The organism is Nesterenkonia haasae (assembly GCF_010119385.1).
Taxonomy (GTDB): Bacteria; Actinomycetota; Actinomycetes; order Actinomycetales; family Micrococcaceae; genus Nesterenkonia; species Nesterenkonia haasae.
On record NZ_VFIE01000017.1, the window covers coordinates 632,429 to 657,318 of the forward strand.

24 protein-coding genes are annotated in these 24,890 nt (G+C 60.8%); 6 read left to right on the plus strand and 18 right to left on the minus strand.

All coding sequences use genetic code 11. The annotated features are described in order from the left end of the window. Positions 1-110: 110 nt before the first annotated feature. Positions 111-920 carry a methyltransferase domain-containing protein gene (locus FH975_RS03015; RefSeq protein WP_162319958.1) on the minus strand — a complete coding sequence of 270 codons (810 nt, stop codon included), beginning with the start codon at positions 918-920 and terminating at the stop codon, positions 111-113. 179 nt (positions 921-1,099) lie between these two features. Between FH975_RS03015 and FH975_RS03020 the strand changes: the two genes are divergently transcribed. Together FH975_RS03020 and FH975_RS03025 are read left to right on the plus strand one after the other, a co-directional pair. After that, positions 1,100-2,035, plus strand: coding sequence for an ABC transporter permease (locus FH975_RS03020; protein ID WP_162319959.1), 936 nt, complete (start codon positions 1,100-1,102; stop codon positions 2,033-2,035). Positions 2,036-2,045: 10 nt separating this feature from the next. Then, positions 2,046-3,092 (plus strand): ABC transporter ATP-binding protein, encoded by a 1,047-nt coding sequence (locus tag FH975_RS03025; RefSeq protein WP_162319960.1) that lies wholly within the window; start codon positions 2,046-2,048, stop codon positions 3,090-3,092. 1 nt (position 3,093) lies between these two features. Here the strand turns inward: FH975_RS03025 and ndk are convergent, their stop codons facing one another. Genes ndk through ileS form a run of 4 tightly spaced genes read right to left on the minus strand, consistent with a single transcriptional unit; the run spans position 3,094 to position 8,741 of the window. After that, on the minus strand, positions 3,094-3,507 hold the full coding sequence (gene ndk / locus FH975_RS03030; protein WP_162319961.1) for a nucleoside-diphosphate kinase: 414 nt from the start codon (positions 3,505-3,507) through the stop codon (positions 3,094-3,096). Beyond that, positions 3,504-4,010 (minus strand): DUF4233 domain-containing protein, encoded by a 507-nt coding sequence (locus FH975_RS03035; protein ID WP_162319962.1) that lies wholly within the window; start codon positions 4,008-4,010, stop codon positions 3,504-3,506. The genes ndk and FH975_RS03035 overlap by 4 nt, the downstream gene beginning before the upstream one ends. Next, positions 4,010-5,428, minus strand: coding sequence for a bifunctional folylpolyglutamate synthase/dihydrofolate synthase (locus FH975_RS03040; RefSeq protein ID WP_235928294.1), 1,419 nt, complete (start codon positions 5,426-5,428; stop codon positions 4,010-4,012). Before FH975_RS03040 ends, FH975_RS03035 begins: the two co-directional genes overlap by 1 nt. Continuing rightward, a complete protein-coding gene (gene ileS, locus FH975_RS03045) occupies positions 5,421-8,741 on the minus strand; it encodes an isoleucine--tRNA ligase (RefSeq protein WP_162319963.1) in 3,321 nt (1,106 codons plus the stop codon). The genes FH975_RS03040 and ileS overlap by 8 nt, the downstream gene beginning before the upstream one ends. Positions 8,742-9,148: 407 nt before the next feature. On the opposite strand from ileS, the gene FH975_RS03050 reads away from it, so the two are divergent. Then, positions 9,149-9,859: an MgtC/SapB family protein gene (locus tag FH975_RS03050; protein ID WP_162319964.1), complete on the plus strand. Its 711-nt coding sequence runs from the start codon at positions 9,149-9,151 to the stop codon at positions 9,857-9,859. Between the two features lie 18 nt (positions 9,860-9,877). Here FH975_RS03050 and valS read toward each other — a convergent pair whose 3' ends face one another. Next, positions 9,878-12,511 (minus strand): valine--tRNA ligase, encoded by a 2,634-nt coding sequence (gene valS, locus FH975_RS03055; RefSeq protein ID WP_162319965.1) that lies wholly within the window; start codon positions 12,509-12,511, stop codon positions 9,878-9,880. A 95-nt stretch (positions 12,512-12,606) separates the two neighbouring features. Between valS and FH975_RS03060 the strand changes: the two genes are divergently transcribed. Continuing rightward, on the plus strand, positions 12,607-13,368 hold the full coding sequence (locus FH975_RS03060) for an SDR family oxidoreductase (protein ID WP_162319966.1): 762 nt from the start codon (positions 12,607-12,609) through the stop codon (positions 13,366-13,368). 153 nt (positions 13,369-13,521) lie between these two features. Here FH975_RS03060 and FH975_RS03065 read toward each other — a convergent pair whose 3' ends face one another. The 11 genes from FH975_RS03065 to FH975_RS03115 all read right to left on the minus strand — a co-directional run bounded on the left by FH975_RS03065 (position 13,522) and on the right by FH975_RS03115 (position 21,955). Further along, positions 13,522-14,121, minus strand: coding sequence for a mycothiol-dependent nitroreductase Rv2466c family protein (locus FH975_RS03065; protein ID WP_162319967.1), 600 nt, complete (start codon positions 14,119-14,121; stop codon positions 13,522-13,524). 70 nt (positions 14,122-14,191) lie between these two features. Then, positions 14,192-15,625, minus strand: a complete 1,434-nt coding sequence (locus FH975_RS03070) for a mycothione reductase (protein WP_162320070.1) — start codon at positions 15,623-15,625, stop codon at positions 14,192-14,194. Between the two features lie 5 nt (positions 15,626-15,630). Further along, positions 15,631-16,437 carry a ParA family protein gene (locus tag FH975_RS03075; protein ID WP_162319968.1) on the minus strand — a complete coding sequence of 269 codons (807 nt, stop codon included), beginning with the start codon at positions 16,435-16,437 and terminating at the stop codon, positions 15,631-15,633. A gap of 71 nt (positions 16,438-16,508) precedes the next feature. Beyond that, positions 16,509-16,838 (minus strand): putative quinol monooxygenase, encoded by a 330-nt coding sequence (locus tag FH975_RS03080; protein ID WP_162319969.1) that lies wholly within the window; start codon positions 16,836-16,838, stop codon positions 16,509-16,511. A 62-nt stretch (positions 16,839-16,900) separates the two neighbouring features. Next, positions 16,901-17,509, minus strand: a complete 609-nt coding sequence (locus tag FH975_RS03085; protein ID WP_328821750.1) for a MerR family transcriptional regulator — start codon at positions 17,507-17,509, stop codon at positions 16,901-16,903. A 107-nt stretch (positions 17,510-17,616) separates the two neighbouring features. Next, on the minus strand, positions 17,617-18,174 hold the full coding sequence (locus FH975_RS03090) for a bifunctional nuclease family protein (RefSeq protein ID WP_162319970.1): 558 nt from the start codon (positions 18,172-18,174) through the stop codon (positions 17,617-17,619). Positions 18,175-18,218: 44 nt separating this feature from the next. Further along, positions 18,219-18,974, minus strand: a complete 756-nt coding sequence (gene ftsR, locus FH975_RS03095) for a transcriptional regulator FtsR (RefSeq protein WP_138251558.1) — start codon at positions 18,972-18,974, stop codon at positions 18,219-18,221. Between the two features lie 98 nt (positions 18,975-19,072). After that, complete coding sequence (locus tag FH975_RS03100) at positions 19,073-19,534, minus strand: FHA domain-containing protein (protein ID WP_162320072.1); 462 nt, start codon at positions 19,532-19,534, stop codon at positions 19,073-19,075. 93 nt (positions 19,535-19,627) lie between these two features. Next, the gene (gcvH, locus tag FH975_RS03105) at positions 19,628-20,014 is read right to left on the minus strand and encodes a glycine cleavage system protein GcvH (protein WP_162319971.1); all 387 of its coding nucleotides are present in this window, start codon (positions 20,012-20,014) and stop codon (positions 19,628-19,630) included. Positions 20,015-20,096: 82 nt separating this feature from the next. Then, positions 20,097-20,780 carry a response regulator gene (locus FH975_RS03110; RefSeq protein WP_162319972.1) on the minus strand — a complete coding sequence of 228 codons (684 nt, stop codon included), beginning with the start codon at positions 20,778-20,780 and terminating at the stop codon, positions 20,097-20,099. Then, positions 20,777-21,955, minus strand: a complete 1,179-nt coding sequence (locus FH975_RS03115) for a sensor histidine kinase (protein ID WP_162319973.1) — start codon at positions 21,953-21,955, stop codon at positions 20,777-20,779. Before FH975_RS03115 ends, FH975_RS03110 begins: the two co-directional genes overlap by 4 nt. A gap of 107 nt (positions 21,956-22,062) precedes the next feature. Here FH975_RS03115 and FH975_RS03120 point away from each other — a divergent pair, with 107 nt between their 5' ends. Further along, complete coding sequence (locus tag FH975_RS03120) at positions 22,063-22,809, plus strand: ABC transporter ATP-binding protein (RefSeq protein ID WP_162319974.1); 747 nt, start codon at positions 22,063-22,065, stop codon at positions 22,807-22,809. 5 nt (positions 22,810-22,814) lie between these two features. After that, the gene (locus FH975_RS03125) at positions 22,815-23,597 is read left to right on the plus strand and encodes an ABC transporter permease (RefSeq protein WP_162319975.1); all 783 of its coding nucleotides are present in this window, start codon (positions 22,815-22,817) and stop codon (positions 23,595-23,597) included. 11 nt (positions 23,598-23,608) lie between these two features. Here FH975_RS03125 and FH975_RS03130 read toward each other — a convergent pair whose 3' ends face one another. Then, positions 23,609-24,874, minus strand: coding sequence for an ABC transporter ATP-binding protein (locus FH975_RS03130; RefSeq protein WP_162319976.1), 1,266 nt, complete (start codon positions 24,872-24,874; stop codon positions 23,609-23,611). Positions 24,875-24,890 lie beyond the last annotated feature (16 nt).

A 24,890-nucleotide genomic window follows, 5' to 3' on the forward strand; every position in this document is an offset into this window, starting at 1 on the left:
GTTGAACTTCCTTCATCGACAATGGCTATTAGCAGGCCAGTGTAATCCGATGAACCCCGCAATGGTGCTTACCAGCACATAAAAAAAGTGTGCTCTGCAGCACTGTCCATCTATTGGCTGCGGCGAGCGATGAAGAAGATTCTCCGGAATGGCAGGATCGTCCCGATACGAGTCTCCGGGTAGGCCTTTTTGAGTGCGGCTTTGTACTCAGCGGTGAACCTCTCCAGCAGATGTGGAGGCAGAGCCGACAGCACAGGCCGTGCCGCTGCCCCGGAAATCCAGTCAAAGACGGGGTCACTGCCGTGAAGTACATGGTGGTAGGTCGTTTCCCAGGCCTCGACCTGCCAACCCTCTCTGCTGACATCGAGCATGTAGTCGATCACCCCAGCGGTGGGAGTCAGCAGTGTTGAGGGGTCCACATGTTCTGCGTAAGGGCTGCTGCCGGCCATCTCGGCGAGCAGCCGGTGGCTCGGCGCCGCGTAGTTGCCCGGGACTTGGACCGCCAAGGCCCCACCGGGGGCGATGGAACGCTGAATATCTGGCAACAGTTCTCTGTGGTCGGGCAGCCACTGCAGTGCCGCGTTCGACACGATAAGGTCTACCGGCTCTGCAGTGGCGAAGGTCCGGATGTCTGCCCGCTCATAGGTGATTTTGGCGTCGTCACTAGTGGACTCGCGAGCTTTGTCCAGCATTTCTTGACTGGAATCGACCCCTGTGATGTGAGCAGCTGGCCAATGGTGCCGGAGAACCGGCATTCCATTTCCGGGCCCACAGCCGAGATCGACCACCGTCCGAGCGTTGGGATGGCTGACTCGGCCCAGGAGGTCCACGAAGGGACGTGTCCGTTCTGAGGCGAAGGCCAGGTAGCTCGTTGGGTTCCAGGTAGTGTCCGAGGGCACGCTGGAGGAGGATGAGGGCATGGACTGATTCTAGGGACCGAACGTGTCAGCGGCCGAGACCGATGACACGTGGCGCAATGAAGGAGCTGCAGAAGACCGGTGACGCCCAGCTCCACGGCACTCACACAGCCCGCTGGTAGACTGGGCCGCGCTTTGCCCCGCCGCGTGCGAGGCACGCACTTCACCCCGGGAGGACTCTCATGGCAGCACCTGCCTCTGAACGACATAGGCCCAGTTTTCAGCTGGGTCCCCAGCGGGTCGTCCAAATGGACGGAGACCAGTTGGTCCGAGTAGGTGCTCGCCCAGGCCTGATTCGTTACATCCGGAACATCTGGGCTTTCCGCCATTTCCTTCAGTATGATGCGCACGCCCGCACGTCTTCGCAGAATAACCTGGACTCACTCGGTCGGTTCTGGATGGTGATGAACCCGCTGCTTCAGGCGGCGGTCTACTTCTTTATCTTCGGCTACATCCTGGAGACTCACCGCGGCATTGTGAATTTCATCGGATATCTCATCATCGGTGTGCTGACCTTCCGCTTCATTCAGGGCGCTGTGGTCAGTGCGTCGAACTCCATCGCCGGGAACCAGCAGGTGGTTCAGGCCTTTAACTTTCCCAGGGCATGTCTGCCGATCTCCTCCGCAGTCCGAGAACTCTTCGCCACGGTCCCCACCTTTGTGGTGATGGCGGTTCTGGTGTATTTCATCGGTGACTACCAGATTGCCGATATGGAGCGCGCCAACATCACCCTGGACTGGAAGTGGCTGATGTTCTTCCCGGCCATCTTCCTGGGGCTGATGGTCATGACCGGGCTCGGCCTGATCCTGGCGCGAGTTGTGGCCAACTACAACGACGTCAAACACCTCATCAGCATCGGGACAAGGCTGTGGTTCTACGCCTCCGCCGTCATCTTCAGTGTGGACCGCTTCGCTGATCGCGGTCACGACTGGATCATCACGGTCATGTACTACAACCCGGCCTTCTGCATCTTGGACATTATTCGTGACGCCTGGCTCTATGACGGTGTTGGCGAGCCGTTTCGCTGGGCCGTGCTGGGCGGCTGGGCCGTCGGCGCTATGGTGATCGGCATGATTATCTTCTGGCGCGGGGAAGAAACTTACGGACGGGAGCGCTGAGCCGACCGATATGAGCACTCCAACATCCCCCTACACCCCACGCCGGGCCAACTGGCCGGCCCGCAACGGGAACGCCGGCGAGAGTCTCGACTTGGACCCTGAGGTTTTCGACGACGGCTTCGGGTTCAACGAGATCGAAGAGATCGCGTGGGACGACCATCCGCTCACGCAGAACGCCCCCCAGGTGGAGACCGTCGACCCGGAGAAGGTCTCAGTGGCGGTGGACAGCGCCTCCAAGATCTACCGCATCCGCTCTGGCAGCGAACACAAGAATTCCACCAAACGGATCGGCCGTCACCTGCAACGGGCCCTCGGCTCAGGCTGGTCGGAGATTCCCGCTCTGGACGAGCTCAGCTTTGTGGTCAACCGCGGAGAGACCGTGGGCGTCATCGGCACCAACGGTTCCGGTAAATCCACCCTGATGAAACTCCTGACAGGCAAGATTCGCCCTACCTCTGGAGAGGTATTCGCGACGTCGACTCCGGTGATGCTGGGCGTCAATGCGGCTCTGGTGCGGGAGATCTCCGGGCGGGAGAACATCAAGCTCGGTTGCCTTGCCATGGGGCTCTCCCCCAAAGAGGCGCAGAAGAAGTTCGACATGATCGTCGAGATATCCGGCCTTCAGGACGCGTTGGACAGACCGCTGAAGGCTTATTCCTCTGGTATGGCGTCCCGGCTGCAATTCGCTATCGCGACGAGTGTGGACCCGGATATCCTGCTGATCGATGAGGCGCTTAACACAGGTGACGCCCAATTCCGGTCCCGGACCAAAAAGCGGCTCGACGAGGTCCGCGCCCAAGCCGGTTGTGTTTTCCTGGTGTCCCACTCCCTTGGCACGATCAAGCAGATGTGCACCAGGGTGATATGGATCGAGCAGGGTCGCATGCTCGCCGACGGTGACCCGGAATGGGTATGCGCGCAGTATCAGGAGTACACCGACCACAAGTCGAATGGGCGGATGCGCGCGGCGCAGATCGTCTACGATCGCACCCAGTTGAAACTGTCACCTATCCAGGTGGAGTTCATCGACGGCACCCGCCCGACGAAGGCCGGCTAGCTCAGCCGAACCAGATGCTGATTTCCCGTTCAGCGCTCTCGACCGAATCGGAACCGTGGACGAGGTTTTTCTGTACCTTTACACCCCAGTCGCGGCCCAAGTCACCGCGGATAGTGCCCGGGGCTGCGGTGGTCGGGTCGGTCTGCCCCGCCAGTGAGCGGAACCCTTTGATGACCTCGTCACCCTCCACCACAGCGGCCACAACGGGCCCCGAGAGCATGAAGTCGACCAGCGGCTGATAGAACGGTTTGCCCTCATGTTCCGAGTAGTGCGCAGCCAACTGATCCGGAGCGGCATCGAGTTTGGTCAGCCGCGTGATGACGTACCCCTTAGCTTCAACCCTGCGCAGGATCTCACCGGTGAGACCCCGCTCCACACCGTCAGGCTTGATGAGCACCAGTGTGCGTTCGGTCATGATGTCTTCTCCTCATTATCGTCTGCGCCAGCACCGGGTTCCTCTCCCTCTGCTTGCGCTGCAAGTTCTTCTTCCGCTTTCCATCTTTCCATCTTTTCGACGTCCACCTGGGCTCCTCTCGAGACGGCGTACCACCAGCAGGCTGCGAACCCGAGCCCTGGCAGCAGTGTCAGCGGCACGATCAGGCCCTCCGTCGTAATCGCTGCTACGCCCACGAAGCTGGCCACTATGACACCCTGCATCACCCATCCTGCGGGGTACCCAAAGGGTCGGTGAAGGACTGCACATAGGGCGACACACAGCATGGCCACCACGCACGCACCGGAAAAGATCCACCAGGCGTACCATTCGTTCTGATTCAAGCCCCAAGCAGTCAGCCCAAAGAAGAACATCAAGGCCGCTTCCAGGCAGAGAACTGTGGAGGCGAACAGGGCCTTCACGGACCGGGGAGGTCGGACCTGTCCTGGCTCCCATTCCCGTTGTGCCCGCGTCTGCCACGCCATCAGAGCCCACCTTCGGCGGCGTCGGTGTCCGGGATGCCGGTGTCGACAGCACCGAAGAGCGCCCGCGCCTCGGCGACCACGGTGATGGACCCTGTGACGAGTATCCCCCCTGTTTCGGTGGCGCCGTGCTCGTCAGTACGCGCCACCGCCCAGCTGATCGCCTCATCAAGACGCTCTGCGCTGTGAACGTTCTCCTCCTGAAATCCAGCATCCAGAGCCAGCTCAGCCAACTCGGCGGCAGGAATGGCCCGCGGCGAGGTGGAGGCAGTGAGACAGACTGCGCTGGCGAGCTCGCTGTACTGCTCGAACAGCTCCCGCAGCATGGACCGGACGTCTTTGTCCTGCAGAATCCCGACGACGAGCACAAGCTCAGTCACCCCGAAGCTCTCCTTCAGTGCCTGAGCGCTTGCCTCTATGCCCGCAGGGTTGTGGGCGGCGTCGACGATGATGGCCGGAGCAGAACGCAGTGTCTCCAAACGGCCTGGTGATGTGATGTGCTCACATGCGGTGCGTAGGTTCTCCACCACGAGCTCCCGATCCCCTCCCCCCAGGAACGCTTCCAGCGCTGCCACAGCCAGAGCGAAATTTTCTGCCTGGTGGGCGCCCAACAAAGGCAACATCAGCTCGGGGTAACGGCCAGCAAGTCCCTGGACGGTGACCTGCTGGCCTCCGACCCCGGGGAGCCTGGATTCGACGCCGAACTCGACTCCAGCGAAACGGAACGGCACACCAACTGTCTGGGCAGCCTCCAACAGAACATCGGCGGCATCGCGCTCCTGGGCCGCAGAGACGAGGAAACCGCCGGGTTTGATGATTCCAGCCTTCTCCTCAGCGATTTCCTCCACCGTCTCACCAAGCATGGCGGTATGGTCCAAGCTGATCGGTCCGATGACCTGCACGGCCCCATCGGCCACATTGGTGGCGTCCCACGAACCGCCCAGGCCGACTTCGATGACCATGACGTCGACCGGCTCATCGGCAAAGATCGCGAACGCCAGCACTGTCAGGAGTTCGAATAAGGTCAGCGGTGTCTCTCCCTGCTCGACCAGCTCCTGATCAACAAACCCGATATGGGGCCTGATCTCATCCCAGATCCGGACAAAGGCCTCATCCGAGACGGGTTTGCCATCAATTGCGATTCGTTCGGTCACTTTGCCCATATGCGGTGAGCTGTAACGTCCCACGCGCAGGTCATGAGCCAGCAGGCCCGCCTCGATCATTCGAGCAGTCGAGGTCTTGCCATTCGTGCCGCCGACATGAATCACCGGCGCAGTGCGCTGGGGCTCACCGAGCACGTCCATGGCCCGCTGCATAGGCTCTAGGCGGGGACGCATATCTGATTCCGGGGCGCGTGCGAGCATTTCGGCGTAGATGCTCTCGACAGAGAATTCGTCAGCAGACGGCATTGAATCAGGCATGGGACCCTTCGATCGCGACGACACTGGCACGGGTACTCTCGGTCTCTTCACCGGCGACGAGGTTCAATTCCACTGTCAGCGTCTCCGTCTTGACCAGCTCCGCGTGCGCCTCTACAGCGTCAACCACCGCAGGAGAAGCGGTCAGTGTGGTCGATATGCGGTCAGAGACCTGCAGATCCTCGTCTTTGCGGGCAGCCTGGATGGTGCGGATGACGTCACGGGCGGTGCCCTCTGCCATCAGCTCAGCCGTCAGCCGGGTGTCCAGAACCAAGAACCCTTGACCCGCGCCCAGTGCCTTCTCCAAGACCGTGACGGCCTTATCACCGAGCTCCTCAGAGACTGTGGTGGTCAACGTGTATTCCCCTTCCTTCAGCTCTAGTCCGCCCGCGGTGACGGCTCCGTCAGAGACGGACCAGTCTCCGGACTTCGCGCCTCGGATGGCGTGCTGGACTTCTTTGCCCAAGCGTGGACCTGCGACTCTGGCGTTGACGACCAGCTGCTGACCGATGCCGTACTGCTCAGCCGAGACCTCTTGGGTGTCGCGGAGCTCGACCTGTTTGATGTTCAGCTCATCAGCAATGATCTGCTCGTAGGTTCCCGCCAAGGATTGGGCTCCTGGCACCACGACAGTCAATGTGGCCAGAGGCTGCCGCACCCGGCGCTTAGCCTGTTTCCGCAGCGCTGAGCCAGCGGAGGTCACCACTCGGGTCAGGTCCATCAGCTCCACCGCACGCTCATCGCGGACATAGCGAGCTGGGTCCGGCCAGTCCGCCAGGTGCACACTGCGACCTCCGGTGAGCCCCCGCCACACTTCCTCGGTGACGAGGGGAAGCAGCGGCGCGGCCACACGAGTGAATGTTTCCAGGACGGTGTACAGCACGTCGTAGGCTGTGAAGTCCTCGTCATAGAACCTCTGACGGGACCGGCGGATATACCAGTTGGTCAGCAGGTCGGCGAACCGGCGCAGAGCATCACAGGCTCGTGAGACGTCGAAATCGTCCAGCGCCTCGGTGGCGTCGCGGACCAAGTCTCCTGTGGCAGCGAGGATGTAGTGGTCCAAGGGAGTGAGCTGGGCGTCGTCGTTCTCCACCGGTCTCGCCTGATACCCAGTTCCCGCATTGGCGGAATTAGCGTAGAGCGCGAAGAAGTGCCAGGCATTCCACATGGGAAGCAGCACCTGACGAACTCCTTCTCGAATCCCTTCCTCCGTGACCACGAGATTTCCTCCCCGGAGGATGGGCGAGCTCATCAGGAACCAACGCATGGCATCGGATCCGTCGCGATTGAAGACCTCGTTGACATCCGGGTAGTTCTGCAGTGATTTGGACATCTTCTGCCCGTCGGATCCCAGGACAATCCCGTGGCTGATCACGTTGCTGAACCCCGGCCGGTCGAAGAGGGCCGTGGCGAGAATGTGCATGGTGTAGAACCAGCCGCGAGTTTGACCGATGTACTCCACAATGAAGTCCGCAGGATTGTGACTGTCGAACCAACTGGCGTTTTCAAACGGGTAGTGCACCTGAGCGAACGGCATTGACCCTGAATCGAACCACACATCCAGGACGTCTTCGACCCTGCGCATGGTCGACTTTCCCGTGGGGTCATCGGGGTTGGGCCGTGTCAGCTGATCGATCCAGGGCCGGTGCAGGTCCGGCTCCCCCGCGGCGTTGCGCGGGTAGTCACCAAAAGCTTCTTTCAGCTCGTCCAGGGAACCGTACACCTCAGTGCGCGGGTAGTTCGGATCATCGGAAGCCCACACCGGAATGGGGCTGCCCCAGTAGCGATTGCGGGAAATGGACCAATCCCGGGCGTTCTCCAGCCATTTTCCGAACTGGCCGTACTTGACGTTGTCCGGGATCCAGTTGATCTGCTCGTTGAGCTCCAGCATGCGGGCCTTGATCTCGGTGACGGCCACGTACCAGGACGTGACAGCCTTGTACATCAAGGGGGTGCGGCAACGCCAGCAGTGCGGATAGGAGTGAACATAGGACTGTTCACGAACCAGCCGACCGTCAGCTTTGAGTCGATTAATGATGGGTCGGTTCGCCTCAAAGACCTGAACACCGGCGATCTCAGCCAGCGGCGTGTCCCCATGCGGCGTGGGCTCGGCGAACATTGGGAGGAACTGCGCGGCGGCATCAACGGAGAGGATCACCGGGATACCGGCCTCCTCAGATGACCGTTGGTCCTCCTCACCATAAGCCGAAGCCTGATGGACTATGCCCGTGCCATCGGTGGTGGTGATGTAGTCCTCAATGAGCACCCGCCAGGCGTTCTGGGTCCCCCAGGCCGCAGTGTCAGCGTAGTAGTGCCACAGCGGCTCGTACTCCAGCTGGGCAAGGTCCTTGCCCACATAGCGCCCCACAACTGCCGCCTGCGCCGCCTCAGCTGCGGAGACCTCGTTCTGGTCGGTGAAGCCAATGTCCTGAGCGTAGGCTCCCACCAAATCGGCAGCGATCATATGCCGACCCGGGAGCGGCCCATCAGCCGGGGCCTCCACCACCGCGTACTCGATGTCCGGTCCGACCGCCACCGAAAAGTTGGTGGGCAGTGTCCACGGGGTCGTGGTCCAGGCAAGAAGGTTCACTCCGCGCAGCTGGTCACCCAACGCCCCTCCACCCGTGATCGGGAACGTCACGGTAACCGACGGATCCTGCCGGTCCTTGTACACCTCATCGTCCATGCGCAGCTCGTGGTTGGACAGTGGGGTTTCGTCCTTCCAGCAGTACGGCAGGACCCGAAACCCCTGATAGGTCAGGCCCTTTTCGTGGAGCTGTTTGAACGCCCAGATGACTGACTCCATGAACTCAACATTCAGTGTCTTGTAGTCATTCTCGAAGTCCACCCAGCGTGCCTGGCGGTTGACGTAGGCGGACCACTCCTTGGTGAACTTCAACACATTAGAGCGGCAGGCGTCATTGAAATGTTCGATACCCATGGCCTCGATCTCAGCCTTGTCGGTCATGCCGAGATCCTTCATGGCGGACAGTTCAGCGGGCAGACCGTGCGTGTCCCAGCCGAAGCGGCGCTCGACCCGCTTGCCGCGCATGGTCTGGTACCGGGGCACCAGGTCTTTCACATATCCAGTCAGGAGGTGACCGTAATGCGGCAGGCCATTGGCAAAGGGAGGGCCGTCATAGAAAACAAACTCGTCGTCCTCCGGGCGGGACTCTACGGAAGCTTTGAAGGTATCGTCCGTCTCCCAGTACTTCAGGATGCGCTCCTCAATCTCCGGAAAGCGCACAGAATTCTGGACCTTGCCGTGGGCGGCAGAGGTCACGCGCGGGTAGGTGGGAGAGGCTTTCTCAGTCATGAAGGTCATCCTGGTGCATAGCTGTGGCCGGTTCTGCAAGGACGCCTGGTGCAGAAGAAGACTCCCACCCGCGTGCGCGGTACCACCTTGCTTGCTGGAATCCCGGTTGTCATACCGGAAGTTCCAGCCGCTTCATGACTGCTATGACGGGCTTACCCGTCCGGTTCTACTGCGGAGAAGTGAGTGGAGCACTCCCCGGTTCTTCCGGAAGCTCACCGGTGATGGCCGGATCATTGCTGCTGCACAGGATTCTACGCGAAACCCTAGGCCGGGCCCAATCGCTCTCACTGGTCGAAGATGCCGCCGACAGGGGTCGTCCACACCAGATCTGAGCGCAGAATCGGCCAATCGGTGGGGACAAATCAGCCTCCAGGCTGGTTCAAGCCTGGGAGTCTACCGTGAGACGTATGGACATTGACCTGATACCTGACACGCTGGCCACTGAGGCCGCTCTTCTGGCCTGCGCGTTCGTCCTGTCTGCCGTAGTGGGTCTGGAACGGGAGCTGGGCCAGAAGTCCGCGGGAGCCCGCACCCACATATTGGTGGGACTTGGTTCAGCACTCTTCACTCTTGTCTCGGCATACGGATTCTCCCACCTGCTGGGCGAGGGCGTCATTTTGGATCCCTCCCGGATCGCCGCACAGATCGTCTCCGGCATCGGCTTCATCGGTGCCGGCGTGATCTTCGTTCGCCAGAACATCGTCTCCGGGCTGACAACCGCCGGTTCCGTATGGGTCACCGCTGCGGTCGGTATGGCCTGCGGTGCCGGAATGCCGCTGATCGCCGCATTGACGGTGATCTTCTACCTGCTGGCGGTCACAATTGTGACCCGGCTGGCGAGGAAAATCCCAAAGCGCGGCCGTACCCACCGCTACGAGGTCCGCTACCAGGACGGGCACGGCATTCTGCGTGATGTGCTCACCACAGCGTCAGGACTGGGCTATGAAGTGGCGTTGAACCGCACTCGGCGTAAGGACAGCGAGGAAGAAGGCGCAGTGGTTGATGCCGAACTGAGTTTCTCGCGTTCTCAGTACCTCTCCCCGGACCAGCTGCATCACCGCCTCAGTGAGTTAGAAGGCGTGTTGGAAGTCCGCGCCATCGAGGCCGAAAACGAATGACCGCCAGTCCGGTGCGGGTCAGGGCTGGTCTGTCTCAGCCAGCGACACGTCAGTGACGCTGATTTCAGGACTCTCCTCACCGGAGCTCTCCAGCTGAAGCACCTGGGACTTGGTTGCCGCCCGCAGATCCTCCAAAGCTGACCGAACAGCATCAATATTGTGCTCCGAACCGGTAATTCGCGCGGAAAGGATCTCTGTGCGCTGTTTGACTTTAGCTTCGGCCTTAGCACGGCGCAGACTGGTCAACGCTTCGGCGACGGCATCCAGCACAGCCGGAGCTCCAACCACACCATCAAGATCCGAAGCCTGAGGCCAACTCGCCCCATGAACGGAACCGTGCCGCCACCACCGCCACACCTCATCTGTGGCGAACGGCAGCACCGGAGCGAACAGGCGCAGCAGGTTATCCAGTGCAGTAGCGAGGGTGGCACGCACTGAGGCCTGGGCCTGCTCGCCCTGAGCTCCGTACGCCCGGTCCTTGACCAACTCCACATAGTCATCCGTGAAGGCCCAGAAAAAGCTCTCCGTGAGGTTCAGCGCTCGGGCGTAGTCATAGTTTTCGAAGTGGTCGGTTGCCTGTTGCACCACACTGCGGAGCTTGGCCAGCAGTGCCTGGTCCAGCGGTTCAGTGATGACGACGCCGTCGTTGCCGGAGCCCACAACGTGTTCCTCGGTGACTCCCATGCCGAAGGCGAACTTGGAGACATTGAGCAGTTTGATGGCCAGACGACGACCTATCTTCATCTGGCTGATCTCGTAGGCCGTATCGGCTCCCAGTTTTGCTGAAGCTGCCCAGTACCGCACGGCATCTGCTCCGAACTGCTCCAGCGGCTCGTTCGGGATCACCACATTGCCTTTGGACTTAGACATCTTCTTCCGGTCCGGGTCCAGGATCCAACCGGAGATGGCCGTGTTGGTCCACGGCACCGTGTCATGCAATGAGTTCGCGCGCACCACGCTGGAAAACAGCCAGGTACGGATAATGTCGTGTCCTTGAGGGCGCAAATCGAACGGGAAAACCCGGTTAAACAGGTCAGGGTCGCGCTCCCATTTGCCGGCGATCTGAGGTGTCAGGGACGACGTCGCCCAGGTGTCCAGTACATCAGGTTCCCCCATAAAGCCACCGGGCTCGCCGCGCTGGGATTCTGCGAATCCCGGAGCTGGTTCTGACGCCGGGTCCACGGGAAGCTGGTCTTCCTCAGGCAGAATCGGGTGGTCGTAGTCCGGCTCTGCGGAACTGTTGAGCGGATACCACACCGGGATCGGCACCCCGAAGAACCTCTGGCGTGAGATGAGCCAGTCTCCGTTGAGGCCTTCGACCCAGTTTTCGTACCGGGAGCGCATAAAGCCTGGATTCCAGGTGATCTTGCGGCCCCGCTCCACCAGTTGGTCGCGGCGGTCAGCATCACGTCCACCGTTTCGGATGTACCACTGGCGCGATGTCACCACTTCCAGTGGCTTATCGCCCTTCTCGTAGAAGTGGACGGCATGGGTGATCTTCTCCGGCTCAGCGCGCAGCAGATCGGCTGCCTGCAGAAGCTCGACAACAGCCTCTTTAGCTGAGTGCACGGTCTTGCCGGCCAACTGCTGATAGTTTTCCCGGCCGTGTTCTGTGGTGATCCATTCAGGCGTGTCACCGGTGAAGCGACCTTCACGGCCAATCAGCGCTCGGGTAGGGAGGTTCAGCTCACGCCACCAGGTCACATCGGTCATATCACCGAATGTGCAGATCATGGCGATACCCGAACCCTTCTCAGGGTCGGCCAAGGTGTGCGCCTTGACGGGCACTTCCACATCGAAAAGTGGTGAGGTGACAGAGTGGCCGAACATGTGCTGATAGCGCTCATCCTCCGGGTGCGCGACAAGCGCTACGCACGAGGGCAGCAGTTCAGGCCGAGTGGTGGCGATAACGACCTCGTTGCCGGCGTCGTCGGTGAAGGGATACCGGTAGTACGCACCAGGGCGCTCTTTTGCCTCCAACTCCGCCTGGGCCACCGCAGTCCTGAAGGTCACATCCCAGAGGGTCGGTGCCTCTGCCGTGTAAGCGTTGTCGGAGCGCACATCACGTAGGAATGCACGTTGAGAGGCTGTGCGCGAATGGTCGTCGATAGTGCGGTAGGTCTGCCGCCAGTCCACCGACAGGCCCAGTGTGGTGAACAGGTCCTCGAAGACTTTCTCATCCTCAACAGTGAGCGTCTCACACAGCTCGATGAAGTTGCGCCGGGAAATCATGTCCCAGTCTCGCTGGTTTTTGGCCGGTTTCTCCGGGGGCGCATAATTCGGATCGTAAGGCTTGGTGGGATCGCACCGTACCCCGTAGTAGTTCTGCACACGTCGCTCGGTCGGCAGACCGTTGTCATCCCAGCCGAGCGGGTAGAAGACTTTCTTTCCGCGCATCCGCTTGAAGCGGGCCACCACATCAGTCTGGGTGTAGGAGAACATGTGGCCTACGTGGAGTGACCCGGAGGCAGTCGGCGGCGGGGTGTCGATGGAATACACCTGGTCGCGGGTGGCACTGTCGTCAAAATGAAAGATCTGCTCCTGTGCCCACGCCGTGTTGAGCTTCTGCTCCAATCCTTCCAAAGCTGGTTTATCGGGGACTTCCGGAGTCTTGTATGCGGGCGCGTCGGTGCCCTTTATGTTTTCGGCCATGGGCCCCATTCTGCCACGCATGAAAAAGTCACTCGTCCGTCTCACATGTCGGAAATGCTGCCCACAGATCCGTTGTTACTGATTAGTCTGTCCCCATGAACATTGAACCTTCACCTCGCCGAGCGCTCGTCACCGGAGCCTCCTCCGGGATCGGCGCTGCCACCGCTCTGCGTCTGACCTCCGAAGGGTGGCACGTCTTCGCCGTTGCTCGCCGGGCCGAAAAGCTGGAACACCTTGCCGAGCAGGAAGGAATCGTTCCTGTGGTGTGTGACGTTACCGACGCCACCCAGGTGGCCTCGCTCCTGCAGACCGTCACTGAGTCTGGTGGTATCGACACGCTCATCAACAACGCCGGCGGCGCTCTGGGAGTGGAGTCGGTCGCGCAGAGCAGGGCAGAGGATTGGCGGTGGATGTACGAGGTCAATGTGCTGGGGACACTGAATATCACGCAGGCTTTCCTCCCCATGCTCCGCACTCACGGTGAGGGAACAGTCCTGAACCTGACCTCGACGGCAGGAGTGGTTGCCTACGAGGGCGGTGCCGGGTACAACGCTGCAAAGTTCGGCCAGCATTCGCTCACCAGTGTTCTCAGGCTAGAGGAAGCTGAGCACAACATCCGGGTCATCGAGGTCCAGCCCGGGATGGTGCGTACTGATGAGTTCGCAGCCAAAAGGCTGCGGGGCGACGCCGCGGCCGCTGAGAAGATCTACGCCGGGGTGGAGAAGCCGCTTGTGGCCGAGGATATAGCTGAGGTCATCGCCCATGCGGTGACGCTTCCACACCATGTGAACCTCGATCAGATCGTGGTGCGGCCGGTGGCCCAGGCCGCCCAGCACAAAGTGATTCGCAAAGGCTGAGTCCCCCAGATACGCCGCGCGATGGGCATTTCGATAGGAACGGTCGCGGAGGCCATCGAGAATCCCATCACAGTGGTCTCTCCCTTTCGGACGGCACAAAGAAGCCCCGACCCGGCGCACGAAACGTCAGATCGGGGCTTTTCTTTGGCTAAATCAGCCGAACTGAGGGCCCTCAGTCCGTGAACGCTTGAGTTCGAAGAAGTAGGGGTACTCTGCCAAAGCGAGGGCCCCGTCGAAGATCTTCCCGGCATCCTCTCCGGTCGGCACCCGGGTAATGACGGGGCCGAAGAATGCTGTCCCAGCGAAGGCGACGATCGGAGTGCCGACGTCTTGCCCTACCTGGGAGATTCCGGCATCGTGAGAGGTGCGCATCGCGTCGTCGTAGGTATCAGTTTTGGCACCATCGACCAGAGTCTCGTCCAGGCCAATTTCGGCCAGTGCACGGCGTGAGGCTGCTTCAAAGTCGCGGTGTCCGTTGACGTGGATGTCATGGCCGATGGCGGTGTAGAAGTCGCCTATCTTCTCCGGAGCCGTCTGAGCCACCGCCGTGGAGGTACGCGCCGGAATCCAACGAGCCAGGACGTCGTCGTCCTCAGTGGGTGCCGGGTTCTTGTCCTCATTGAGCACACCCAGGCTCATGACGTTCCACTTCACCTCGATGTCGCGGACTTTCTCGACTTCGAGAATCCATCGGGAGGTCGCGTAGGCGAAGGGGCAGATGGGGTCAAACCAGAAGTCAACGCGCTCAGCCATGAGGTGGTCCTTTCAATCAGCGTATAGAGATTCCTCTCATGCCAACCCTGAGCGGACCAAAGTCATTCCTTTACAGCGGAGGCTCTGCCGGGACCGGGACGTCCAAACCGAGCAGAGCGTTCTCTGTGACCTCCATCAGCGCCGGGTGAATCCAGTACTGGCCCCTGGCCGCGGTGTAGGCGTCCTGCCCGAAGCTCATGGCGTGCACGATGGGCTGGATGAGGTTTGACGACTGGTATCCCATGGCGTGGGCGCCCAGAATTTTTCCGTCCCGGCTGTCAGCGATGACCTTCATGATGCCGGTCTGGTCCTCCATAGCCCAGCCGTAGGCAGTGTCCCCGTAGCGCTGAGTCTTGACGGTCAGGTGCTCGGCTCCGACTTCCTCTGCGGCCTGGGCTTCGGTAAGACCCACGTGGGCGATCTCCGGGTGGGAGAAGATCGCCGCTGGGATCACCTCGTGGCGCACCCGTCGCAGGCGCTGCGGATGTTCCAGGTTGTGCGCCGCCACCCGCGCTTCATGATTGGCGACATGCTTGAGCATGGGCGCAGAAGAGATGTCTCCGATGGCGTAAACGCCTTCAACCGGCTTCCCTTCCTTCTGGACGCGCAGGTACTCATCAACTGCGATCCGCCCGTCGGGGTGAAGGTCGAGGCCCACAGCTGCGGCACCCACGGAGTCGCTATTGGGTACTCGTCCAATGGCAATCAGCACGGTGTCGACGTGCAGTTCTTCGGCACGGCCGTCTGAAGTGACCAGCTGAGCCGTGACTCCCCCGTCGGCAGCTTCGGTGATGCGGGCCAGAGTCCTCTGATAGAGCACTGACCAGTTAGCCTCCGCCTGAGCGGAATAGGCCGCAGCGATTTCTTGGTCGAGCTGGTTCATCAGCCCGAGGCTGCGGTTGATCTGGATCACCTCTGAGCCGAGCCCGGTGAATATGCCCGCAAACTCACAGGCGATGTACCCGCCACCGATAATTAGGATTCTCTCTGGCAGAGCGTCAACTCGCATGATCGTGTCAGAAGTGTGGACCTGCGGGAGATCAACACCGGGAACATCGGGAAGTACCGGACGTGAACCTGCGGCGATGACCATCTGCTCTGCTGTGACCTCGACCCCGGAGTCGCTGCGGAAGGACCGGGGGCTGGTCAGCGTGACGCGCTCTGTAATGAGGTCTACGTTCTCCAAACGGTCACGGTAGTCGCGCCCTGCAGCGGAGATCGCATCAATCCGGCTGAAAATGCGGTCTCGGATCGCTGGCCAGTCGGCGCGCTCAGTGGTCATCTCCACGCCGAGGCGTGCCGCTTCCTCAGGAGCCCTGGCCAGAGCAGAGGGGCGAACATACATTTTAGTGGGGATGCAGCCCACATTGAGGCAGGTTCCTCCGAATGCCCCGGTGGCTGGAATGCCTTGATCGGCCAGGGCCACCCGCTTCTGGTCCCAATGGGGGGTGATCAGGGAGTTTCCGGAGCCGGAGCCGATGATGGCGAGGTCGTGCGCTGCCATATGGTTCACGAGCCAAGGTTCTTGGCTGGAACGAGCTGTTTGATGAGCTCATCAAAGCTCTTGGCCATGTCCCGCACCTGGTCTCCAGGCCACTGGTGCACGGGGTAGGCCGCTCCTTGGATCTGCTGCCAATGGGGGTTCTCCTCCAGCACCGGCAGCATGAGCTTATCGGCGTAGAGCCGTTCCATTTCCAGCAACCTGTATTCGTGTTCCGCAGAATCCGCACGAGCCCTGTTAACGACGACGCCTGCTTGGGTCAGTTGCGGAGCGAACTCGTTGGAGAACATTCGGATGGCACGCATGGTCCGTTCGGTGCCAGCCACGGAGAAGAGGGAAGGTTCAGCGACGAGTAAAACTTGGTGGGACGCGGCCCAGGCGATTCTGGTCAGCCCGGAGAGTGAGGGTGGGCAGTCGACCAGCACCAGGTCGTATCCGCTGAGACCGTCAACGAGGCTTTTCAGCCGTTTCATATCCCGTGGCCGGATATCGGGGCGGTCGAAAGTGGCAGACAGCGCTGAACCGACCACAACGTCGAGTACAGCGGTTTTCTGCTTCTCCGGATCCAGCAGATCCAACCAGCCGGATCGGACAACATGGTCCGAGATCTTCGCTCTGCGGGATTCCTTCAGCAGCTGACCTGCCTCGCGTCCTGTTCCCCGCGCAACGCTTAGCCCAGTAGTGGCATCGGCGTGCGGGTCAAGGTCGATCACGAGGGTCTTGACGCCTCTGTGAAGGGCCGCTGAGGCCAAACCCATGGTGACCGAGGTCTTTCCGACCCCGCCTTTCAGACTGGACACACTGAGAATCTGCACGGTTTCATCCTAATGCTGAAGACGGCCGCACAGGGCAACCTGCGCGGGAAGGGCGGGGATTTGACAGAAAGCTACGACACCTTCATCTCGCCCATCTCACTCCATCCGTCGGCTTCGATGGTCTGGGAGATGATGCGTGGGGTGGCAGCAAGGGCGCGGTGCATAGGCCCCTGCGGGTCGATCGCGGCCTGAAAGTGCTCAGAGGTGACATGCGCTTCCGCGGCGTCGTCTTCGAATCCCTCGACCAACACGTACTCGTTGGGGTCTTCCACACCTCGAGACCATTCGAAGAACTTATTGCCGGGCTCAGCTCGGGTGGCGTTGGTGAATTCCCGAACAATCTCGGGCCACTGCTCCGCGTGCGAGGCTTTGACAGGGAACTTCACGACAATCAGAATCATCGGCGCAGGCCTTCCCAGTAGTGGTGACGTCGGTGTGAACCTGGATTATGGGGCAGTAACGGTCATGACGCCTGCTGCCGCTTGGCTCGAAGTTGGGCGAGCTCATCCATTGTGGCAGGACTAGACGGTTCTGCGGGAACAGCTTCAGGGGCCTCGCTGCGTTCTCTCGGAAGCTCGGCGAGGCTGCCTTCCACTTCACGCCACACACGGCCGACAGCGATTCCGAACACTCCCTGTCCACCCTGGACGAGGTCGATGACCTCATCGGTGGAGGTGCATTCGTACACGCTGGCGCCGTCTGACATCAGCGTGATCTCCGCGAGGTCATCGACACCTCGCTCACGGAGGTGTTCGATCGCCGCACGAATCTGCTGCAGGGACACGCCTGTGTCCAACAACCGCTTGACGACTTTCAGCACCAGGACGTCCCGGAAGGAGTACAGGCGCGCGGATCCGGATCCCGAGGCATTGCGCAATGACGGTTCAACCAGCTTGGTACGAGCCCAGTAGTCCAGCTGGCGGTAGGTGATACCGGCCGCCGAACACGCAATCGGTCCCCGGTATCCCATGTCCTCATCCAAGTCAGGCAAACCGTCGTTGAACAGGGTGTCCTGAGCCGGGGGGCGGGAGTGCTGGCGGGTGCGCGGTAGTTCAGCGCGTTGGTCCTTCACTCAGGCACCTCTCTGGTGGTGTGCGTCACGTCGTATCGGATAGCTGTGGCCAGTCTATCCGCGTCGAGCGTGGTTGTGGTGGCAGGAGCGCTCAGTCTCGGCGTGTCTCATGACCTGCCGAAGTCTTCGGGGTCGGCGTCGGTGAGGTACTTCTGAAATTCGCGAATCTCATCTTCGGAGATAGGGCCTTTGCCTGCCAGATGCTGGGCTTCAGGGCTGGCTGCGGAGGAGGGCTGGTTCTGTGAGGTCCTATACCGGGGCGTCACGGAGACGGCCTCAAGTGTCCCGCGGGCCATTGTGACCGGACATTGAGCTCGGACGGCCACGGCAATCGCGTCGGAGGCTCGGGCGTCGATGGTGCTGCCACTGTTGAGCCGAACATAGCCGGCGTAGGTACTCATATCCAGGAGTCTGATCTCAACGGCGGCAATACCCCTGCCGAAACTCTCCAAGACACTGGTCAGCAAATCGTGTGTCATCGGACGCGGGGGAACCTCCCCTTGGAGAGCTCGGGCCACTGCAGCAGCCTCAGCTGGACCGACGACGACGGCCACATGGAGTGCCTCTGTGCCCGGTTCGGCACCACGCAGTATCAGCACAGGTTGGTTATTGGGCAGCTCCACGCGAACGCCCATCACCTCTAGCCGCACCTGCACGTCATCCATAGTTCCAGTGTATGCCTGAAGAGCCGACTGAGGGGCCCAGTTGCTCAGCGTCTGTCGATTTTCTCCACTGCAGCGTCCATTATGGAGGCGCGCAGCTCTTTGAGACACTGCAGCATTTCTTTGGAGGATTCGGCGACGCGTGCGCGTGCAGCAGCGTCCTTCCTAGCTGCCTGCGGGGCCATAGCTCGCCCTATGAGGTCAAGTTCGGCATCAGCGGAACGGCGCAGGGTGACCAGGTGTTTCGGTTCCAGCCCATAGCGTGCCAACACCCGGACCGCTTTGACTGCTTTGAGGTCGTGATGGCTGTAGTTACCCTGGGCGTCAGCAGTGATGATGCGGAACTTCTCCAGCGTGTCGAGCATGCCGCGAGTCGCTCCCGAGAGGGCACGCAATTCCTTGCGGCTCATGGGACGGCTGCGCCCCGTGATCTGTGCCGCCATCTCTCCCGTGACCTCACGGGGGCCAACTGGCGCTGACTCTGGGAGCGCTTCCGGTTTCTCCCCGACGTCAATGGCGTCCATTGTCTGCTTAATGACGTCCAGTGGCATATAGCGGTCGCGCTGCAGCGCGAGGATGAAGCGCAGACGCTCGACGTCGGCTGCGGAGTACTTGCGGTAGCCGGATTGGGTCCGTGCAGGCTCCACCAGGTCCCGTTCTTCCAAGAATCTCAGCTTGGAGGCTGACAGATCCGGGAATTCGCGCTGCAGTTCACGCAGCACTTCAGAGATAGTGAAGACATGGGAATTGGCAGGCCCGGCCTTCTCAGCCGGTTTAGGCTGACGAGCAGGTGTTGCACTCACGGGCGCATCCTCTTTCAGGTTCAGGGGAAGGAAAGAAGTCAGCCTCAGAATAACGTGCGAATCGCCGAAGTCCGATCATTTGTCCATTGCCGGTGGTTTCAGTCGCCTCCGGAGTAGAACGTGAGGCGGAATTTGCCGATCTGCACTTCATCGCTCGTCTGGAGGGTGTAGTGGTCTACACGGTCATGGTTGACGTAGGTTCCATTGAGGCTTCCGAGGTCTTCGACTTCGAAACCTCGCTCATGTCTATTGATTTTCACATGGCGCCGGGAGACGGTCACGTCGTCGAGGAAGATGTCTGCCTCAGGGTGGCGACCCACGATGGTGTGGTCTTGGTCAAGAAGGAAGCGCGCACCCTGGTTGGCTCCGGTGTGGGCGATCAGTAGGGCGGAATTCTTAGGCAGCGCGCTGATAGCAGCGATGTCCTGCTCCGAGAGGTTGGCTTCGAGCGGGCCAGTATTCGCTGGCGGCAACGCAATGGATGTGGACTCCGCTGCACTTTCCGGAGTGCGTTGTTGATGATCATTCGGCTCAGTCACCGGTCCCTCCTCTCTGTGCATCATGGGGTACGGCAGCACCTGACATCGGTCACGGATATCACGGTGCGCTCAGGACCGAACCCCGGGTCACAACTATATAACAGTCTGCGGGGTTCAGCCCACTTGCTGGGTGTAATCCTCTGCACTGAGGAGATCGTCGATGCCCGAGGCTTCGGCGAGCTTGACTTCGAAGAGCCACCCAGCACCGTAAGGGTCGGAGTTGATGACCTGGGGCTGGTCGTCCAGCTCTTTGTTGACTGCGGTGATTTCACCCGCCACCGGGGCGAAGATGTCCGAGACTGACTTGGTGGATTCCACTTCTCCGACCACATCTCCGGCCGCCACGGAGGACCCCACTTCTGGGTGTTCGACGTACACCACCTCACCCAGTGCGTCTTGTGCGAAGTCTGTAATGCCGATGCGCACCACACCTTCGGTGTCGGCGGAGGCGATCCACTCGTGCTCTGCGCTGTACTTCAGCTCGGCGGGGATGCTGCTCATGGTGTGGGCTCCTTCAGAGTGGCGGGAGAAACGTGTACCGAGGACAACTTAGCACCCTGCCGGGGGTGCCGCAGGCCCGGGATCAGCCAAGAATCCCTTCGCGGATGGCGCGCAGCACGGCATTGGTGCGATCGCGGGCACCTAGTTTGATGAGGATGGAGGAAATATGGTTCTTGACGGTGCCCTCAGCCAAGTGGATCAGTTGGGCGACCTGTCGGTTCGAATACCCTTCAGCGACTAATCGCAGAACTTCTGACTCCCGATCGGTGAGGCTCTCTACGACGACGCCCGCGGCGCCGGCGGGCGGAGGAGAAGCCCTGATTGCCCGCACAAGCCGGTCTGTGATCGATGGCGCGATGAGTGTTCCGCCTGCCGCCAGCGCGTGAACTGCCTGGGCAAGTTGGTCGACGGTGACGTCCTTGAGCAGATAGCCGCGTGCGCCTGAACGGAGAGCCTCCAGCACCAGCGTGTCGTCATCGAAGGTGGTGAGCACCAGAACGGGGATATCGTTGCCGCGCTGCTGCAGGCGGTGGAGCAGCCAGAGACCGTCGTACTGCGGCATACGCAGGTCCAGGAGGACAACATCGGGACACTGCGTCTCCAGCACTGTGAGCGCCTCAGCACCGTCGCTGGCCTCCCCCACGACATGGATGCCTCCCAGCTCCAAAAGTGTGCGGATTCCATGACGCACCAATGTCTGATCGTCGACGACCAGCACGCTGACTGAGCTTGAGTGGGTGATTCTGGGGCGGTCCTGATTTGTCATGGACTGGCTTGTTCCTCGTCACGCAGCATCGATTCGGAGAGACTCCCAGCGGCGGGCAGTTGTACCTGCACAGTGAAGCAGGGAGAGGTGGTGACGCTCAGCTGCCCTCCCAAAAGTTCCACCCGTTCCTGCAGACCGGTGAGTCCATGACCGAAGGTGACGGTTTTCGGAGCCAGCCCGTCGTTGGTCCCGGTGAGGATCACGTGGGAGGCGTCCTGGGTGAGGACCAGTGAAAGCTCCCGGGCCTCCGAGTGCTTCACCGTGTTGGTGATGATCTCCTGGGCCGCCCGCACCAGCGCCGTGCCCTGCTGGTCATCGACGGCTGCGATGGCGTCGGTTTCTACATGGATCTCCAGCGATGGAACGGAACCTGCGATTCGTTCCAACTGGGCTTGCAGGTCACCCGGCTCGGTGGCCCGTAGCTCGCCCACAGTGGCCCGCACATCGGCGAGGAGTTCCTTGGCAACTTCAGCAGCCTGCTCAATATGAACGGTGACGTCTCCCACCTCAGCGCGTGCGGCGAGGCGATGTCGTGCTGCCTCCAACTCCAGGTTCAGCACGGTGAGCTGGTGACCGATGGCGTCATGGAGCTCGCGGGCGATACGAAGACGCTCCGCGGTTTTTGCCGAGTGCTCCAACAGGACACCTGCGGCTTCGAGTTCCACGTTCTTCTGTTCCAGTTCTGCCCTCAACGTCGTCTCGCGCCACAGAGCATAGGTGCTGAAGACTGCTGCTAGGTGGATGAAACCATAGAACACTGTACTGGCGATGGATTCCACCGGGTCCACACCGTGGATCACCTGCTGGAGAATCAGCGCCAGCAAGTTGAGCAGGACGATGCCCAACACCTTTGGAATGGACAGCAGGTAGCTGCCCACTGCTGCGATGACTACCAGGATCACCGCCAACATCCCCTGGTGGGGCATGGTGAACAGCAGCGCCCAAGAGCTCAACAGTGCGGCTGCGTAGAGCATCAGCTGGTGTCGGCGCGCGAACATCCCGCTAGCAGCGAGAAAGACGCTGCCGAGGCATCCAAGCAGCAGCAGCGCCCATGCCCACACGGGGATGAATGGTTCGACACCTACTAAGAGCGTCAACACGCCAATACCCAGGCACAGCACAAGAATGGCTGCGCCTGAATATTCTTCCAAGCGGCGGTGGTCCACGGTCATCATTGCCAGCTTACTGAAGTGTCCTCTGCTGGGTGGGTGCCGAAAGTCATGGTGGTGCACGTGACCGTTGGCACGGGCAATCACCTCGGATCCGCTAGAGACTCGGTGGCATGACGGAGAACAGTTCATCACATGCCATCGCGGCAGATCATTTGGTCAAACGGTATAAGGGGAAGACCGCAGTCGATGGCATCAGTCTGGAGATTCTCCACGGTGAGACCTTCGGTATCTTGGGCGCCAACGGCGCGGGAAAGACGACCACCGTGGAGATGATCGCTGGGCTGCGCAAGCCGACTGAGGGCGCAGTGCGGATCTTGGGGCTAGACCCCTTCACTGACCGGGCGAAAGTTCGGCAGCTTCTCGGTGTCCAGTTGCAGCAGGCGTATCTGCATGGGTCGCTGACGGCGCGTGAGTTGGTTGATCTTTACCGGAGTTTCTATCCCAATCCGCTCGACGCCGAGCAGGCGCTGCGCATGGTCGATCTGCAGGACAGGGCGAAGACGAAATTCGACAACCTGTCGGGGGGTCAGATGCAGCGACTCTCCATTGCGCTGGCCCTGATCGGCCAACCCCAGGTAGTCATCTTAGATGAGCTCACTACTGGATTGGATCCGAGAGCACGGCGCAGGATATGGGCGACTATCGAGGCGCTGGAGGCTCAGACAGTCATCCTCGTCAGTCACGCCATGGACGAGGTGGAACGGCTCTGCAACCGGGTAGCGCTGATCGACAACGGGCGCATCATCGCGCAGGGATCTCCTATCGATGTGCGCGAGCAGGCTGGGGCTCCCTCCTTGGAGGATGCCTTTGTCGCACTCACCGGAAAAGCAATCGATGAAGAACAGGACGAGGATTGATCCCCATGGCGGAAACTCCGACCCAGCCGGGCCTCCGAGGCCCTGGCGCAAAAGCCTGGATGCGACTTATTCAGGCTGAAGCCCGAATGACTATCCGGGACACTGCTGGACTGGTGATCCCACTCGGACTGCCCCTGCTCATACTTGTGATGCAGGCGATCTCGTTTGAAGACGTGCACCAGCAGTTGCCCTCAGGCGTCACTGTCTTGTCCTACTATGTGCTCCCCGTGGTGGTCACGCTGGTGATCGCCTCGATTGCGGTGATCAACATGCCCAGCTTCCTCGCCATGTACCGCAAGACTAAGCTGTTGCGCCGCCTCGCGGTGACCCCAGCCTCCCCGGCGATGGTGCTCATCGCGCAGATGGTGGTCAGTTTTATCCAGGTGTTGCTAGGAATCGGTATCGCCTACGGTGTGGCGGTGCTGTTCTTCCAAGCAAGCCCGCCACATGCACCTCTGACATCGGCGGCTGTACTCCTGGCTTCCTGTGCGGCGATGTATGGAGTGGGCATGGTGGTAGCTTCGGTTTCGCCCAGTCCGAATTCGGCACTTGCCATTGGACTGATCGCCTTCTTTGCTCTGGCAGCGCTGGGCGGAATGTTCGGCCCAGTGGAGAACCTACCTGATTCTCTACAGCAGATTGCCGGCTGGCTGCCGTTCGCTGCGGCGGTGGAGGCGTTCCAGCATGCATGGATAGCCGAGACTGTACCCACACAGAATTGGGTAGTGCTTGTGCTGAGTGCAGTGCTCGGCGCCGGGGTGGCTGCTGCGCTATTCCGTTGGGAGTGAGCGCATCCGGGCTATTGCTCGGCTTTCGCGGCGGACCGTTCCCGCTCCCGCCTACGGTCCTCAGCGGCTAGCCGGGTCAGTTCGGCACCGGCTTCTGCATCCCGGGTGAGGTTCTCCCCCGTCGCCGGGTCGAACAAGTGGATCCGCCTAGTGTCGACCCACAGATCAGTGGAGTCTCCGCCGCGCACCCGCGACATCGCGTCCAATGCGACCACCAGCTGAGTACGCAGGTCATCGGAGTCCATGTCCTGCGCCAGGTTGTGCAGGGTGTCGACGACTCTGGGATCGTTTTCGTAGCTGATGTAACCGTATTGTTCGTTGCCCAACCATTCAACGTGGGTCAGTTCGGCAGTTACTACGGATCCACGGCCTCGCTTATTCTCATCGACGGTGGAGGCCTCCGCGAAGAATTCAGGGCGGATGCCTGCCAGGACAACGTCCTTGCCCTGTCCGGCGGCGGCAATGTGTTCGGGCAGTTCAATCTCTCCCAGGGGGGTGTTCAGACACATCGACCCGGTTGAGCTGGGTTCCACCGTCCCGGGCAGGAAGTTCATGGAGGGCGCGCCAATGAAACCTGCCACGAAGAGGTTTGCCGGCTGCTCGTACAGTTCGCGGGGGGAGGCGATCTGCTGCAGCAGCCCTTTCTTCAGTACCGCTACGCGGTCCCCGAGGGTCATTGCTTCGGTCTGGTCGTGGGTGACATACACGCTGGTGGTGTTGAGGCTGCGCTGTAGTTGCGAGATCTCCGCCCGCATCTGGCCACGCAGTTTCGCATCGAGGTTGCTCAACGGCTCGTCGAATAGGAAGGCGTTGGCGTCCCGGACGATGGCTCGTCCCATGGCAACACGCTGACGCTGGCCGCCGGAGAGGTTGGCAGGTTTGCGGTCCAGATGCTCGGTCAGCTCGAGCATTCCCGCAGCCTTCTGAACCTTCTCCTCAACATCAGAAGCGCTGAAGGTCCCCTTGGCCAGTCGCATCGGGAAGGCGATGTTCTCGTAGACCGTCAGATGTGGGTAGAGCGCGTAGTTCTGGAACACCATCGCCAAGTTCCGCTCCCGAGGCGGCTTATCATTGACGCGCTCTCCGTCGATGAGCATGTCCCCCGACGTGATGTCCTCCAATCCCACGATCATCCGCAGCAGAGTGGATTTACCGCACCCGGAGGGACCGACGAGGATCACAAACTCACCGTCGTCGATATCTATAGAGATGTCGTTGACTGCTGGGAAGCCGTCGTCGTACTCCTTGACGATATTTTTCATCGTGATCGATGCCATGAGTCGTTTCCTTTCC

Bases quoted from the DNA above. Each gene is read 5' to 3' on its own strand.
- FH975_RS03130 (WP_162319976.1), bottom strand. From the start codon at position 24,874: ATGGCATCGATCACGATGAAAAATATCGTCAAGGAGTACGACGACGGC.
- FH975_RS03120 (WP_162319974.1), top strand. From the start codon at position 22,063: ATGACGGAGAACAGTTCATCACATGCCATCGCGGCAGATCATTTGGTC.
- FH975_RS03015 (WP_162319958.1), bottom strand. From the start codon at position 920: ATGCCCTCATCCTCCTCCAGCGTGCCCTCGGACACTACCTGGAACCCA.
- FH975_RS03125 (WP_162319975.1), top strand. From the start codon at position 22,815: ATGGCGGAAACTCCGACCCAGCCGGGCCTCCGAGGCCCTGGCGCAAAA.
- FH975_RS03115 (WP_162319973.1), bottom strand. From the start codon at position 21,955: ATGATGACCGTGGACCACCGCCGCTTGGAAGAATATTCAGGCGCAGCC.
- gcvH (WP_162319971.1), bottom strand. From the start codon at position 20,014: ATGAGCAGCATCCCCGCCGAGCTGAAGTACAGCGCAGAGCACGAGTGG.
- FH975_RS03050 (WP_162319964.1), top strand. From the start codon at position 9,149: ATGGACATTGACCTGATACCTGACACGCTGGCCACTGAGGCCGCTCTT.
- ndk (WP_162319961.1), bottom strand. From the start codon at position 3,507: ATGACCGAACGCACACTGGTGCTCATCAAGCCTGACGGTGTGGAGCGG.
- ileS (WP_162319963.1), bottom strand. From the start codon at position 8,741: ATGACTGAGAAAGCCTCTCCCACCTACCCGCGCGTGACCTCTGCCGCC.
- FH975_RS03080 (WP_162319969.1), bottom strand. From the start codon at position 16,838: ATGATTCTGATTGTCGTGAAGTTCCCTGTCAAAGCCTCGCACGCGGAG.
- FH975_RS03035 (WP_162319962.1), bottom strand. From the start codon at position 4,010: ATGGCGTGGCAGACGCGGGCACAACGGGAATGGGAGCCAGGACAGGTC.
- valS (WP_162319965.1), bottom strand. From the start codon at position 12,511: ATGGCCGAAAACATAAAGGGCACCGACGCGCCCGCATACAAGACTCCG.
- FH975_RS03040 (WP_235928294.1), bottom strand. From the start codon at position 5,428: ATGCCTGATTCAATGCCGTCTGCTGACGAATTCTCTGTCGAGAGCATC.
- FH975_RS03060 (WP_162319966.1), top strand. From the start codon at position 12,607: ATGAACATTGAACCTTCACCTCGCCGAGCGCTCGTCACCGGAGCCTCC.
- FH975_RS03110 (WP_162319972.1), bottom strand. From the start codon at position 20,780: ATGACAAATCAGGACCGCCCCAGAATCACCCACTCAAGCTCAGTCAGC.
- FH975_RS03065 (WP_162319967.1), bottom strand. From the start codon at position 14,121: ATGGCTGAGCGCGTTGACTTCTGGTTTGACCCCATCTGCCCCTTCGCC.
- FH975_RS03025 (WP_162319960.1), top strand. From the start codon at position 2,046: ATGAGCACTCCAACATCCCCCTACACCCCACGCCGGGCCAACTGGCCG.
- FH975_RS03020 (WP_162319959.1), top strand. From the start codon at position 1,100: ATGGCAGCACCTGCCTCTGAACGACATAGGCCCAGTTTTCAGCTGGGT.
- FH975_RS03100 (WP_162320072.1), bottom strand. From the start codon at position 19,534: ATGCACAGAGAGGAGGGACCGGTGACTGAGCCGAATGATCATCAACAA.
- FH975_RS03070 (WP_162320070.1), bottom strand. From the start codon at position 15,625: ATGGCAGCGCACGACCTCGCCATCATCGGCTCCGGCTCCGGAAACTCC.
- FH975_RS03090 (WP_162319970.1), bottom strand. From the start codon at position 18,174: ATGGATGACGTGCAGGTGCGGCTAGAGGTGATGGGCGTTCGCGTGGAG.